Source organism: Streptomyces venezuelae (genome assembly GCF_008642335.1).
Taxonomy (GTDB): Bacteria; Actinomycetota; Actinomycetes; order Streptomycetales; family Streptomycetaceae; genus Streptomyces; species Streptomyces venezuelae_F.
The window spans coordinates 6,817,539-6,830,821 of record NZ_CP029191.1 but is presented as its reverse complement, the minus strand read 5'-3'; the positions used below and the strand labels follow the sequence as shown (position 1 = coordinate 6,830,821).

Annotated in this window: 13 protein-coding genes; 10 read left to right on the top strand and 3 right to left on the bottom strand. The window is 72.2% G+C overall.

The genetic code is table 11. From position 1 onward, the window contains the following. The first annotated feature begins 13 nt into the window (after window positions 1-13). The gene (locus DEJ49_RS30570) at window positions 14-778 is read left to right on the top strand and encodes an NAD(P)H-dependent oxidoreductase (RefSeq protein ID WP_150187094.1); all 765 of its coding nucleotides are present in this window, start codon (window positions 14-16) and stop codon (window positions 776-778) included. Between the two features lie 94 nt (window positions 779-872). Here DEJ49_RS30570 and DEJ49_RS30565 read toward each other — a convergent pair whose 3' ends face one another. Then, entirely contained in the window at window positions 873-1,904 is a 1,032-nt protein-coding gene (locus tag DEJ49_RS30565) for a kinase (RefSeq protein ID WP_411757257.1), read from the bottom strand. A gap of 174 nt (window positions 1,905-2,078) precedes the next feature. Between DEJ49_RS30565 and DEJ49_RS30560 the strand changes: the two genes are divergently transcribed. From DEJ49_RS30560 to DEJ49_RS30535, 6 genes are all read left to right on the top strand, one after another. Next, window positions 2,079-3,074, top strand: coding sequence for a pyridoxal-phosphate dependent enzyme (locus DEJ49_RS30560; protein WP_150187093.1), 996 nt, complete (start codon window positions 2,079-2,081; stop codon window positions 3,072-3,074). 46 nt (window positions 3,075-3,120) lie between these two features. Then, window positions 3,121-3,960, top strand: a complete 840-nt coding sequence (locus tag DEJ49_RS30555; protein ID WP_150187092.1) for a Rossmann-like domain-containing protein — start codon at window positions 3,121-3,123, stop codon at window positions 3,958-3,960. Next, window positions 3,957-5,207: an MFS transporter gene (locus DEJ49_RS30550; RefSeq protein ID WP_223833048.1), complete on the top strand. Its 1,251-nt coding sequence runs from the start codon at window positions 3,957-3,959 to the stop codon at window positions 5,205-5,207. Before DEJ49_RS30555 ends, DEJ49_RS30550 begins: the two co-directional genes overlap by 4 nt. 65 nt (window positions 5,208-5,272) lie before the next feature. After that, window positions 5,273-6,325, top strand: a complete 1,053-nt coding sequence (locus DEJ49_RS30545) for an iron ABC transporter permease (RefSeq protein WP_190329668.1) — start codon at window positions 5,273-5,275, stop codon at window positions 6,323-6,325. A gap of 1 nt (window position 6,326) precedes the next feature. Continuing rightward, window positions 6,327-7,100: an ABC transporter ATP-binding protein gene (locus tag DEJ49_RS30540; RefSeq protein WP_150187091.1), complete on the top strand. Its 774-nt coding sequence runs from the start codon at window positions 6,327-6,329 to the stop codon at window positions 7,098-7,100. Window positions 7,101-7,130: 30 nt separating this feature from the next. After that, window positions 7,131-8,138: an ABC transporter substrate-binding protein gene (locus tag DEJ49_RS30535; RefSeq protein ID WP_150187090.1), complete on the top strand. Its 1,008-nt coding sequence runs from the start codon at window positions 7,131-7,133 to the stop codon at window positions 8,136-8,138. 2 nt (window positions 8,139-8,140) lie between these two features. Here DEJ49_RS30535 and DEJ49_RS30530 read toward each other — a convergent pair whose 3' ends face one another. Together DEJ49_RS30530 and DEJ49_RS30525 are read right to left on the bottom strand one after the other, a co-directional pair. Then, complete coding sequence (locus tag DEJ49_RS30530) at window positions 8,141-8,992, bottom strand: SMP-30/gluconolactonase/LRE family protein (protein WP_150187089.1); 852 nt, start codon at window positions 8,990-8,992, stop codon at window positions 8,141-8,143. Then, window positions 8,989-9,759: an IclR family transcriptional regulator gene (locus DEJ49_RS30525; RefSeq protein WP_150187088.1), complete on the bottom strand. Its 771-nt coding sequence runs from the start codon at window positions 9,757-9,759 to the stop codon at window positions 8,989-8,991. The genes DEJ49_RS30530 and DEJ49_RS30525 overlap by 4 nt, the downstream gene beginning before the upstream one ends. 216 nt (window positions 9,760-9,975) lie before the next feature. On the opposite strand from DEJ49_RS30525, the gene DEJ49_RS30520 reads away from it, so the two are divergent. From DEJ49_RS30520 to DEJ49_RS30510, 3 genes are all read left to right on the top strand, one after another. Beyond that, entirely contained in the window at window positions 9,976-11,142 is a 1,167-nt protein-coding gene (locus tag DEJ49_RS30520; RefSeq protein ID WP_150187087.1) for a mandelate racemase/muconate lactonizing enzyme family protein, read from the top strand. Then, the gene (locus DEJ49_RS30515) at window positions 11,139-12,152 is read left to right on the top strand and encodes a zinc-dependent alcohol dehydrogenase (protein ID WP_150187086.1); all 1,014 of its coding nucleotides are present in this window, start codon (window positions 11,139-11,141) and stop codon (window positions 12,150-12,152) included. Before DEJ49_RS30520 ends, DEJ49_RS30515 begins: the two co-directional genes overlap by 4 nt. 160 nt (window positions 12,153-12,312) lie before the next feature. Then, window positions 12,313-13,281, top strand: a complete 969-nt coding sequence (locus DEJ49_RS30510; protein WP_223833047.1) for a hypothetical protein — start codon at window positions 12,313-12,315, stop codon at window positions 13,279-13,281. Window positions 13,282-13,283 lie beyond the last annotated feature (2 nt).

Below are 13,283 nucleotides of genomic sequence, written 5' to 3'. Positions count from 1 at the left end.
ACAGGATCGACGCATGAAGATTCTCTGGGTATTCGCACATCCCGACCGGCGCTCGCTGGGCGGGTCCCTCATGACGGAGGGGCTGCGCACGCTGGACGCGCTCGGGCACGAGCACCGGACGTCGGATCTGTACGGCATGGGCTGGAAGGCCGTGGTGGACGCCGACGACTTCGGGGACGCGCCGCTCGACCGGCGGCTCTTCGTGGGACCCGAGCAAGAACGCGCGTACAACGACCGGACGTTGAGCGAGGACGTGCGCCGCGAGCAGGAGAAGATCGCCTGGGCGGACACGCTCGTCTTCCAGTTCCCGCTCTGGTGGTTCGGGCCGCCGGCGATCCTCAAGGGGTGGTTCGACCGGGTGCTCGTGCAGGGCTTCGGCTTCGGCATCAAGGGGCCCGACGGACGGACCCTGCGGTACGGCGACGGGGGCCTCGCGGGCAAGCGCGCCCTCGTCGTCACGTCGGTCGGCGCCCGCGAGTCCGGCTTCGGGCCGCGCGGGATCCACGGCCAGCTGGACCAGGTGCTGTTCCCGCTGCTGCACGGCACGTTCTGGTACACGGGGATGGCCGCGCTGCCGCCGTTCGTCGTGTTCGGCGCCGACCGGCTCACGGACGCGGGGTACGCGCGCGGGGTGGCGCGGCTCCGTGAGCGGCTGCGCGCCCTCCCCACCACGGAGCCGCTGCCCTTCCACGAGGAGAACGGCGGCGCCTACGACGATGACCTCGTGTTGCGCCCCGAGCTGGCGCCGGGCATGTCGGGCCTGGGCGTGCACAGTTGAGCGGAGCATCGAGCGGACTCGGCGCGGTTGCCTAGGATTTCGAGGACGGCGGCGCGCTGCCGTGTCCTGCGTATCACCTCCGCCCCGCCCCCGGTCACGGGACCTCCCCCAGGGCGGACAGCTCGGGAAGGGCGGGTCGCGTCGGCGCCGTGCCGAAGCTCAGGGTCCGGTAGACCGACACCCCGCCCGCGCCGCCGGACGGCCCCTTGCCGGGCTCCCCGCCCGACCCGCCGCGCGTCAGCTCCGCGCACGCCTGTGCCGCCGCCGTCACGCGGCGCGTGTACGCGGGGTCCGTGGCGTCGAGCAGGATCCCCGACGTCGTACCGCTGTGCCCGACCGCCACGCCGAGGCCGCCGACCTCGCGGCAGATGTCCAGCATCGGTTCCAACGACGCCTTGTGGCGCAGGGTCTGGTTCATCAGGGCGCTGCGCGTGGCGACGCGCCCCACCTCCGCGAGGTCCTGGCCGCGTACCGCGACGGTGAGCCGTTCGAGCAGGCCCGCGTAGGTGTGCCGGTCGGCGGTCGTGAACGGTTTGGGGATGCGGTTGAAGTCCACCGTGTCCACCGAGCCGCCCTCGTCGATGCCGACGACCGCCATGGCGGGCAGCGAGCCGAGGACGGCGCGGAGCCGGACGCTGCGGTGGTGGTAGGCGACGATCGCCGGATACAGGACACCGTCGGTGGGTTCGATACGGGCCAGGAGCCGTTCGATCCTGGCGGGCGGCATGGGGACGCCGAGGGCCCGGCCGACCGCTCGCGCCGTGGCGACGAGGTCGGCGGAGGAGCTGGCGAGACCCTTGCCCTCCGGAATGACGCTGCTGAGCGTGAGCACGCCGCCGGGCGGCCACCCTGACGACCCGGCGGGCACCAAGTCGGCGATCATGCGCGCCAGTTGGAGCGCCTTGGTCTTGCGCTCCGGCCGGACCTCGATCTCTCCCGACGCGGACCCCCGCCGGAACGTGGCCATCGTCCAGCGGGCGACGGGCAGCGTCACGAGGAAGTCGCCGCCCTCCTCGGGCAACACCCCCTGCAGCAGCTCGCCGAAGGTGCCGAAGGCGGTGCCGACCCCGGTCGCGGGTGCGCCCCGGCGCGGCGGACGAGACCGTATCGCGGCCTCCTGGAACAGCTTCACGCGACTCCTCTCGACAGGGCGGCGCGCACGGCACGGCGCTCCGCGCGGACCAGTGTGCCCACCTTAGCCGCTCTTGACAATCATTTTCATCTAGTGTGATGCTCTCGGCGTTCCGGGGCCCACTCCGCCCTGCCCTCTCGCTCCACGTCCCTACGGGGGAATTCCGTCATGCACGCACACATCGCCGAAGCGGTGAAGAAACCCGACCTCATATCCCTCGCACCGGATCTGGCCTGCCTCCGCTTCGAGACCATGAAGATCTACTCGGCCCTCGGCGCCGTACGGCACCTCCTCGACTCGGGCACCGTCCGCCCCGGCGACACCCTCGTCGACAGCTCCAGCGGCATCTACGCCCAGGCCCTCGCACTCGCCTGCCACCGGTACGGCATGAAGTGCCACATCGTCGGCTCCACCACCGTCGACCGGTCGACCCGCGTGCAGCTGGAGATACTCGGCGCCACGCTGGAGCAGGTCGCCCCCTCCCAGAACCTGCGCCTCGACCAGGAGTTGAGGGTGCGGCGCATCGCCGAGATCCTGGCGGACAACCCCTCGTACCACTGGATGCGGCAGTACCACGACGACATCCACTACCTCGGCTACCGGGACGTCGCCACCGAGCTGGACGAGGACCTGCCGGCCGGACCGCTCGCGCTGGTCGGCGGCGTGGGCTCGGGCGCCTCCACGGGTGCCCTCGCCACCTATCTGCGCGAGGCCGGGCGCGACGTGTCGCTCGTCGGCGTACAGCCCTTCGGCAGCGTCACCTTCGGCTCCGAGCACGTCGCGGACCCCGACATGATCATCGCGGGGATCGGCAGCGCCATCGCGTTCCGCAACGTCCGGCACGAGCTGTACGACCGCGTGCACTGGGTGAACTTCGACAGCGCCGTGTCGGGCGCCGTCTCCCTGCTGCGCACCAGCGGCGTCTTCGCCGGGCTCTCGGCCGGCGCCGCCTACCTCACCGCCCTGTGGGAGCGGCGCAGGGACGCCACGCGCACGTACGTCTTCATCGCGGCCGACACCGGCCACCGCTACGTCGAGAGCGCCTACGCCCGGCACGAACAAGCCCTGGACATCGACACGTTGAAGCCCCACGAGATCACCACGCTCGACGAGCTCAAGCACCCCTGGTCCACCACGGCCTGGCCCCCCGCCACCCCCTCCTGAACCACCGCCAGAGCCCCCCCTCCCCTGACACTTCCTAGGAACACACATGCCGCACACCCCACCCCAGACCGTCGCCGACCTCACCGACGCCGTCCTCGCGGGCGCCCACGGCCCCGACCCGGCCGACCTCACCGTCACCAGCGCGTTCTGGCTCTACAACACGACGCGGCTCGCCGGCGGCGACGTCACATACCACAACCACTACCTGCTGCTCCGCGTCGGCGACGCCTTCGGCGCCTGCTCCTTCGAGGCGGGCGAACTCGCCCCGGGCTTCTGCGAGAACGCCTCGGGTCACTCCCTCGACAAGCTCCTGCGCGACGAGGCGGCGCCCGTGCGGACCGCCGCGCTCGACGCCTATTTCGCCCGGGTCCGCCCGCACCGCGACGCCGACGACGCCGAGCGCGTCATGCTGCCGACCGGCACTCCCGAGGAGCGCGCCGAGGCCCGCGACGCCGCCATCGCCGGGCTCCTCGACATCGCACCCGGCGCGCGGGTCGCACTGATCGGCGTGGTCAACCCGCTCGTCGCGGCGATACGCGAACGGGGCGGCGTCTGCCTGCCCTGCGACCTCAACCTGCGCGCCACGGCGTGGGGCGATCCCGTCTCCGACGACATGACGGAGGTGCTCGCGCAGGCCGACGCCGTGGTCGCCACCGGCATGACGCTCAGCAACGGCACGTTCGACCTGATCCTGCGGCACTGCGTCGAACACGGCGTGCCGCTGGTCGTCTACGCGCAGAGCGGCAGCGCCGTCGCCCGCGCCTTCCTCGGTGCGGGCGTCACCGCCCTGAACGCCGAACCGTTCACGTTCTCCCAGTTCAGCGCCGACGCCACCCCCATGTACCGCTACCGCGCCGCCCTCGCGTCGGACGGAGCGGCAGCGTGAGCGTCGACGCCACCAAGGACGTGCTGCCGGGCGATCTGCGCATGGCGCGCACGCTCTGGCCCGTCCTGCTCGCCTCGGCCGTCGGCCTGCTGCCCTTCACCGTCTTCAGCACCTACCTCGTGCCGATCGCCGACGAGGCAGGCAGCAGCGTCGCGGCGATGGGCGGTCTGCGCGGGCTCGGCGGGCTCGCCGCCCTGCTGGTCGGCACCGCGCTCGCCCCGGTCATCGACCGGGTGCCCAGGGAGTGGGCGGCGGCGGGCGCACTCGTCGTACTCGGCGCGTCGGCCGCGCTCGGCGCGAGCGGGGACTTCCTCCTGCTCGCCGCGTTCTGCCTACTCGTCGGCGCCAGTACCGCCGTCCTGAACCCGGCGCTCACCGCCGCGGCCGCCGACCGCTTCGGCAGCGGCAAGGCGGCCGGGCGCGCCGCCACCCTCGTCACGGCCACCACCTCGATGACCGCCATGCTCGCCGCGCCGGTCATCGCGCTGCCCGCGCTGCTCTGGGGCTGGCAGGGCGACCTGCTCGGAGTGACCGCGGTCGCGCTGCTGCTCGCCGCCGTCTTCGTGGCGCGGGGCAAGCGGCGCACAGGACCGGACGGCGACACCGTCGCGGACGGGCCGCGCCTCGGCTACCTCGCCTCGTTCCGTGCGCTTGCCGCCGTGCGCGGCGTGGTGCCGGTGCTGCTGATCGGGTTCCTGCGCACCGCGGTGTTCATGGGCTACCTGGCGTACCTCGCGGCCTTCTACGAAGAGCGGTTCGGCCTCGACGCCGGGCTCTTCGCGTTCGTGTGGACGCTGAGCGGCGCGTCGTTCTTCGTCAGCAACCTCCTCACCGGGCGGCTCACCAACTCCGCCGAGCCGCGCTTCGGCACGGAGCGCATGCTCGCCGCGGGACTCGTCGCCGCACTCGTCTCGGTCGTGGGCTTCTACTTCACGCACTGGCTGCCGCTCGCCCTCGCGCTGACCGCGCTGCACGCGGCGAGCCACGCCGTCGTCGCCGCGTGCGTCGTCAGCCTCATCGTGCGGCGCTGCGGGACGGCGCTGCGCGGGTCGGCGCTGAGCCTCAACGCGGCGGGCCAGAGCCTCGGCGTGTTCGCCGGCGCGGCGCTCGGCGGCGCGGGCCTCGGCCTCGCGGGCTACCCCGGCACGGCGGCGGTCTTCGGCGCGCTGGTCGTGGCGGCGCTGGGGGCGGTGGTCCTGGTGCTGCGGGCGAACCGGGCGGACGAGGGCGAGGAGAGCACGCCGTGAGCACCCACACCGCCGACCTCGGCGGCCCCACCGCGGGCCGCCCCGGCACCCCCTCCCCCACCGGCCTGCGAGAACGACTCGCCTCCCCCAAGGTCCTCGTCCTCACCTGCCTCGCCCTGTTCGTCCTCCTGCTGGCCTCCGTCGTCGTGGCCATCGGCCTGGGCGCCGCCGCGGTGTCGCCCGCCGACACCGCCCGCCTCCTGTGGGCCGCCCTCACCGGTGGCCGCGTCGACGCCGACGAGACGACGACGTACCAGATCATCTGGCAGATCCGTACGCCCCGCGTGCTCCTCGCCGCCCTGGTGGGCGCCGGGCTGAGCGCCGTCGGCGTGGCCATCCAGGCGATGGTGCGCAACGCGCTCGCCGACCCCTTCGTGCTCGGGGTCTCCTCGGGCGCGTCGGTCGGCGCGGTCGGCGTGACGGTCACCGGGGGGCTCGCCGCGCTCGGCGTGTACGCCGTGTCGGCGGGGGCGTTCGTCGGCGCGCTCGTCGCCTCGTTCCTCGTGTACGTCGCCTCCTCCAGCGGCGGCGCGCTCTCACCGCTGCGGCTCGTCCTGACGGGCGTGGCGATGTCCCTCGGGTTCCAGGCCGTGATGAGCGTGATCATCTACTTCGCGCCGGACAGCGAGGCGACGTCGATGGTCCTGTACTGGACCATGGGCAGCTTCGGGGCCGCGAGCTGGGGCGCGCTGCCCGTCGTCGCGGCGGCCGTCCTCCTCGGCCTCGGCGTGCTGTACCGGTACAGCAGGGCGCTCGACGTCCTGGCGCTCGGCGACGAGACGGCGTCCAGCCTGGGCGTCAGTCCCGACCGGCACCGCACGTCGCTGCTCGTCGTCGTCTCCCTGATCACCGGCGTGATGGTGGCCGTCAGCGGCGCCATCAGCTTCGTGGGGCTCGTCATGCCGCACCTGGTGCGGATGGTGGTCGGCGCGACCCACGCCCGGGTGCTCGCCGTCGCGCCACTGGCCGGGGCGGTCTTCATGGTCTGGGTGGATCTGCTGTCGCGGGCCGCGGTCGCTCCGCGCGAGCTGCCGCTCGGTGTCATCACGGCGCTCGTCGGGGTGCCGGTGTTCATCGGCCTGATGCGCCGCAAGGGCTATACGTTCGGGGGTCGTTGAGATGGAGCTGCGGATCGACGGGCTCTCCGTGGCCATCGACGGCAACCGCCTCGTGCACGACCTCTCCCTCGACGTGGGGTCCGGCGAAATCGTCGGCCTGGTCGGGCCGAACGGCAGCGGGAAGTCGACGGCGCTGCGCTGCGTGTACCGGGCGCTGCGGCCGACCTCGGGCGCCGTCCTGGTGGGCGGCGACGACCTGTCCCGGCTCACGATGCGGCGCGGCGCGCAGCTCGTCGCCGCCATGACACAGGACGGCGCCGTCGACCTGGACTTCACGGTCGAGGAGGTCGTCGCGCTCGGCCGCGCCCCGCACCAGCGCGGCAACCAGGCGCTCACCGCCCGCGAACGGAAGCTGTGCGCCGAGGCGATGGAGCGGCTCGACGTCGGTCACCTCGCCAAACGCGGTGTCCTCACCCTGTCGGGCGGTGAGCGTCAGCGCGTGCTGCTGGCCCGTGCCCTCGTCCAGGAACCGCATGTCCTCGTCCTCGACGAGCCGACCAACCACCTCGACGTACGCCATCAGATCGAGGTCCTGTCGCATCTGCGCGGTGCCGGGCCCACCGTCCTCGTCGTCCTGCACGACCTCAACCTCGCGGCCGCGGCCTGCGACCGGATCGGGGTGCTCGCGCAGGGACGCCTCGTGACGTCGGGGAGCCCGGCGGACGTGCTCACCGAATCGCTGATGGCCGACGTGTTCGGGGTGAAGGCGACGGTCGTCCCCCACCCGCTGACGGGCGACCCCCAACTTCTGTACGCGCTTCACCCCTCCCTCTGAGATGTTCCGTCTGAAAGGCATCCCCACCTCATGCGTCACACCAGATCCCTCTCCCTGGCCTCCGCGCTGACGGCCGCACTGGCCCTGAGCGGCTGCGGCGCCGACCTCGACGCGTCCGACGACGCCGGGGCCGCCGAGAAGAAGACCGTCGTCGAGCGCTGCGGCGAGCCCGTCCCCTACAAGGTCCCCCGGCGTGCGGTCGCGTACGAGGGCGGGAGCGCCGACAAACTGTTCAGCCTCGGCCTGACCGAGCACGTCCACGGCTATGTGATGCCGCCCGCCAACCCGCCGGTCAGCGAGTCGCCCTGGGCGTCGGAGTACGCCAAGGTGAAGATGCTCAGCGACGATCTGCTCAACAAGGAGCTGGTCGTCGAGGCGAAGTCCGACTTCGTGGTCGCGGGCTGGAACTCCGGGTTCAGCGACCAGCGCGGCATCACCCCGAAGATCCTGGACAAGCTCGGCATCCAGAGCTTCATGCACACGGAGAGCTGCTTCAACTACCCCGGCCACCCGCAGAAGGTCACCCCGTTCAAGGCGCTCTACAGCGACCTGGAGCGCTTGGGGAAGATCTTCAGGGTCGAGGAGAAGGCGGACCGCGTCGTCGGCGACCTGAAGAAGCGCGTGGCGGCCGTGGAGGCGAAGGCCCCCAAGGCCGAGGACGGCGAGCGGGTCCCCGTCTTCCTCTACGACTCCGGCACCGACCAGCCGTTCACGGCCGGCAGCCAGGTGCCGCCGAACGACATCATCAAGAGCGCGGGCGGCAGGAACATCTTCGACGGCCTCGACGAGCGCTGGACGCAGGTCAACTGGGAGGCCGTGACCAAGGCCGAACCCGAAGTCGTCATCATCTTCGACTACGGCGACCAGCCCGCGAAGAAGAAGATCGAGTTCCTGAAGAAGTCCCCGCACACGAAGGAGCTGCCCGCCGTCAAGAAGAACAACTTCTTCGTCCTCGACTACAACGAGGGCATCAGCGGGCCGCGCAACATCGACGGTCTGGAGAAGTTCGGCACGTACCTCAGAGAGCTGAAGGACTGAGGTCAGCCCGCGAAGGGGGTACTCGGCAGGCCCCGGCCCGCATCCGGCACGACGAGCAGCGAACCCGAGAGGGGGTGCGGGCGGTCGAGGCCGGTGCGGGCCGTCGTGATGTACAGGTCGCGCAGGTCCCGGCCGCCGAAGGCGCAGGCCGTGGGGCGGCGCACGGGGAGCTCGACGGTACGGTCCAGGCGGCCGTCGGGCGTGTAGCGGCGGACCGCCGCGCCGTCCCAGAGCGCCACCCAGACGCAGCCTTCGGCGTCGACGGTGAGCCCGTCGGGGAAGCCCGCCCCCTCCTCGACGTGCGCGAACGGCCTGCGGTTCACGGCACGTTGACCGTCGAAGTCCAGTACGTCGACGCGTCGCGTCGGGCTGTCCACGTAGTACATGAGCCGCCCGTCGGGGCTCCAGCCCGTGCCGTTGCTGACGGCGACGTCGGCGGCCGCTTCGGTGACGGTGCCGTCGGGGGCGACGCGCCGCAGGCTGCCGCCGCCGGGCGCCTCGTCGTAGCGCATCGTGCCCGCCCAGAGGGCGCCGTCGGGAGCGACGGCCGCGTCGTTCCCGCGCCGGCCCGGCACGGGGTCGCGCACCAGCCAGGTGAAGGGTGCGCCGCCCGGGCCGTAGAGGCCGATGCCGTCGCGGAGGTTGACGACCAGGCCGCCGCCCGCGCGGGGCTTGGCCGCGCCGATGTGCTGTTCGGTGGCCATGACCGTGCGGCGGCCGTCGCCGGGGGCATACGTGTGGACGCGGGAGCCGAGGATGTCGACCCAGATGAGGCGGCCGGTCGCCGCGTCCCAGGTGGGGCCCTCGCCGAGCGACGCCTCCGCGCGGACCGCCACGTCGAACACGCGGCTCACCGCGCGCCCCGGTGGCCGAGCCTGGCCGACAGGTCGTCCGCGCCCTTGGCGGCCAGGTCGGCCAGCTCGTGCTCGCGCTCCTCGGACCAGCGGATCATCGGCACGGAGATGGAGAGGGCCGCGACGACCTGTCCCGCGCTGTCGCGCACCGGCGCGGCCACGCAGCTGACGTCCGGGTTGGACTCCCGGTGCTCGACCGCGACGCCCCGCTCGCGGACGGCGGCGAGGGCGGCGAGGAGCTCGTCCGGGTCGGTGATGCTGTCGGGGGTCATGGCGGTGAACTCCCTTCCCCGGACGCGGCTTTCGAGCTCGTCCTGTGGGAGGGAGGCGAGCAGCATCTTGCCGACGGAGGTGCAGTGCGCCGGGAGGCGGCGGCCGGTCGCGGAGACCATGCGCACGGCGTGCGTGGAGTCGACCTTGGCGATGTAGATGACGTCCGTGTCCTCCAGGATGGCGACGTGGACGGTCTCGTCGCAGGTCTCGGCGACCTGCTGGGCCACCTGCCTGCCCTCGGCGGCGAGGTCGAGCTGTTCGGCGTACCGGCTGCCGAGCTGGTAGGTGCGCACGCCGAGGCGGTAGCGTCCCGGCTGGTCCGGGATCTGGACGAGGTACGAGCGGGCCGCCAAGGTGGTCAGGAGCTCGTGCACGGTGGTGCGCGGCAGCTGCAGCCTGCGGGTGACCTCGGGCGCCGAGAACGTGCCGTCGCCCTCCAGGAACAGTTCGAGTATGTCCAGCGACCTGGTCACCGCGGGCACCAGTCGTCCCATGAGTTCGGCCTCCCACCCTGAGCGTCCGAAACTTCGGTCGCTGATCGGTATGACGAACACAGGTTAGGCACGGCGCTGTTCGCGGCGCAATGGTCGTTTCCGGGCCTGCCCGGCGGTTGTGCGCGACCCATTGACACCTTCAGGCCCCCGTGAATACCGTCACGCCAACATTTCGAACGTGTGACGAAATACCGAACAAGTCGAGGGGCAACTGCCTTGCGCATCACGGGAATCAGCACGCATGTGGTCGGCACGCCGTGGCGGAATCTGACCTACGTCCAGGTCCACACCGACGAGGGCCTGACCGGTGTCGGGGAGACCCGCATGCTCGGGCACACCGACGCGCTCATCGGCTACCTCCGCGAGGCGGCGGCCAACCACATCGAGGGGTCCGACCCGTTCGCGGTCGAGGATCTCGTGCGCCGGATGAAGTACGGCGACTACGGCCGGGCCGGCGAGATCGTGATGTCGGGCATCGCCGTCGTCGAGATGGCGTGCTGGGACATCAAGGGCAAGGCCCTCGGCGTCCCGGTGTGGCAGCTGCTCGGCGGCAAGGTCACCGACCGCGTCAAGGCGTACGCGAACGGCTGGTACACCACCGAGCGCACCCCGGAGGCGTACCACAAGGCCGCCCGGGGCGTCATGGAGCGCGGCTACCGCGCCCTGAAGATCGACCCGTTCGGGACGGGACACTACGAACTGGACCACGAACAGAGCCTGTACGCCGTGTCGTTGATCGAGGCCGTGCGCGACGCGATCGGGCCCGACGCCGAGCTGATGCTGGAGATGCACGGCCGGTTCTCGCCCGCCACGGCGATCCGGCTCGCCCGCGACCTCGCGCCGTTCCGGCCCGCGTGGCTGGAGGAGCCGGTGCCGCCGGAGAACCTGAAGGCCCTGGAGAAGGTCGCCGCGAAGGTCGACATGCCCGTCGCGACCGGCGAGCGCATCCACGACCGGATCGAGTTCCGGGAGCTGTTCGAGAGCCAGGCCGCCGACATCCTCCAGCCCGACGTCGGCCACATCGGCGGCATCTGGGAGACCCGCAAGCTCGCCGCCACGGCCGAGACGCACTACATGCTGGTCGCCCCGCACAACGTCGGCGGCCCGGTACTGACCGCCGCATCGCTCCAAGTCGGCTTCTCCACCCCGAACTTCAAGATCCTGGAACACTTCAACGACTTCGCGGACGCCGACATCAAGAAGGTCGTCAAGGGCGCCCCGCGGGTCGACCCGGAGACCGGCTGCTTCGAGCTGTCGCACGAACCGGGACTCGGCGTCGAGCTGGACGTCGACGCGGCCGCCGAGTTCCCGCAGCAGCAGGCGCGGTTCGACCTGTGGGCCGAGGGCTGGGAGAAGCGGGCGCCCGGCGGGGCCGACGCATGACGTCCCGCGCGATCGTCGTCGACCGCCCCGGCGCCCACCGCCTCACCACGGGTCCGCGCCCCGAGCCGGGCCCCGGCGAGGTCCTCGTCGAGGTCGCCGCCGCCGGGATCTGCATGAGCGACCGCGAGTTGTACGACGGACACCGCGACGCCGCGTTCGTCCGCTACCCGGTGATCCCGGGCCACGAGTGGTCCGGCACCGTGGTGGCCGTCGGCCCCGGCGCCGACCCCGCGCTCGTCGGCCGCAAGACCGTCGCCGAGGGCTTCCGGGCGTGCGGCGTGTGCACGCGGTGCCGGTGCGGTGAGACGAGCCTGTGCACGGGCGGCTACGCGGAGACCGGTTTCACGGAACCCGGCGCCTTCGCCGACCACGTCGTGGTGCCCGCGCGGCTGCTGCATCCGCTGCGCGACGACGCGGATCTGCGGGCCGCCGCCCTGCTCGAACCGTCCGCCGTGATCGCGGCGGCGGTACGGGCGGGGCGGGCGCGGCCCGGGGAGCGCATCGCCGTGGTCGGCGCGGGCACGCTCGGGCTGCTCGCCGTGCAGTGGCTCGCGGCGGGCAGCCCGGCCGTGCTGGCCGTCGTCGATCCTCGCGAGGCACGTGGGGCGCTGGCGCTGGGCTTCGGCGGTTCCCTCGCCCTGACGCCCGACGAGGCCGAGTCGGCGTACGGCTCCTTCGATCTCGTCGTCGAGACGGCGGGGGCGGCGACCACGGCCGCGTCGTCCTGCCTGCTCGCCCGCAGGGGCGGGCGGGTCGTGCTCACGGGGATGTTCACGGCGGGTGCCGTGGGGATCGATCCGGTGCATCTGTCGCTGAGTCAGCTGGAGGTGCGGTCCGTTTTCGGTGCGTCGTCCTCGGCGTGGGTGGACGCGACTCGGGCCTTCGGCCTGGGGTTGATCGACCCGGCGGCTCTGATTACCCACGAGTTTCCGCTGGAGCGGTTCGGGGAGGCGGTTGCCCTGGTCGGGGGTGGTGGCCCCGGAACCGGGAAGGTGCTGCTGGTGCCTTGACCTCTTCGTCTGCGGGTCCGATGTGGCTGGTCGCGCAGTTCCCCGCGCCCCTGGGTCAGACACCGCAACGTCTCCCGTCACGCACAGCCGTGACTACGCGCACCCCACGAACCGAACCTCGTTCGATATGCCGAACGCAACGATCCTGCGAAGGACCACCGTGCCCCACTCGTCATACCCCCACCCCCGCCGACCCGGCGAACCCGCCCTCACCTCCCTCGGGCTCGCCGCCCCCTCCCCCGATCCCGCCGACGCCTCCCCGCACGTCTTCCCCGACGGGGGCGCCTGGCGGGTCGAGATTCCCTCCGTCGAAGGGCCCGAGGCGCTCGGTGTCGTGCTCAAGGAGTCCGCGCGGCTCGACGTGCCGATCCACCGGATCAGCCAGGGCAGCGGTGTCTGGATGCTGTCCGACGCCGAGATCACCGAGATGGTCGAGACCGCCGCCGAGCGCGACATCGAGCTCTGTCTGTTCACCGGGCCGCGCGGCACCTGGGACACCGGTGCCTCCGTGCGCACCGATTCGCACGGTGCCGGGCTGCGTGCCCGGGGACACGATGCCGTCGCCGGGTGCGTCGAAGACGCCGTGCGTGCCACGGAGTTGGGCGTGAAGTGTCTGCTCGTCGCCGACGAGGGCGTGCTGTGGACGTTGCACCGGGCCAGGAGCGCCGGGGTCGTTCCGGCCGACACGACACTGAAGGTGTCGGCGCTGATCGGGCCCGTCAACCCCGCCGCGTACGCCGTGTACGAGCGGCTCGGCGCGGACTCGCTGAACGTGCCGAGCGACCTGACGCTCACTCACCTCACGGAGATCCGGCGGGTGTCGGCCGCTCCAATGGACATGTACGTCGAGGCGCCGGACGACCTCGGCGGCTACATCCGCATGTACGAGATCGCCGAGCTGATCCGGCGCGGCGCCCCCCTGTACCTGAAGTTCGGGCTCGCGAAGGCACCCGGCATCTATCCCTACGGCGCCCACCTGCGCGACCTCACCCTCGACACCGCCCGCGAGCGCGTGCGCCGCGGCCGGCTCGCCCTGGACCTGCTCGCCCGGCACGGCGCCGACGCCGGAATGTCGCCGCTCGGCTCCCGGCTGCCCGGCGACCTGAACCGCTTCCCCGAAGGGAGCTGACC

What these genes read in the sequence shown, in the direction of transcription:
- DEJ49_RS30570 (WP_150187094.1), top strand. Translation starts at nt 14, where the DNA reads ATGAAGATTCTCTGGGTATTCGCACATCCCGACCGGCGCTCGCTGGGC.
- DEJ49_RS30535 (WP_150187090.1), top strand. Translation starts at nt 7,131, where the DNA reads ATGCGTCACACCAGATCCCTCTCCCTGGCCTCCGCGCTGACGGCCGCA.
- DEJ49_RS30560 (WP_150187093.1), top strand. Translation starts at nt 2,079, where the DNA reads ATGCACGCACACATCGCCGAAGCGGTGAAGAAACCCGACCTCATATCC.
- DEJ49_RS30515 (WP_150187086.1), top strand. Translation starts at nt 11,139, where the DNA reads ATGACGTCCCGCGCGATCGTCGTCGACCGCCCCGGCGCCCACCGCCTC.
- DEJ49_RS30540 (WP_150187091.1), top strand. Translation starts at nt 6,327, where the DNA reads ATGGAGCTGCGGATCGACGGGCTCTCCGTGGCCATCGACGGCAACCGC.
- DEJ49_RS30525 (WP_150187088.1), bottom strand. Translation starts at nt 9,759, where the DNA reads ATGGGACGACTGGTGCCCGCGGTGACCAGGTCGCTGGACATACTCGAA.
- DEJ49_RS30555 (WP_150187092.1), top strand. Translation starts at nt 3,121, where the DNA reads ATGCCGCACACCCCACCCCAGACCGTCGCCGACCTCACCGACGCCGTC.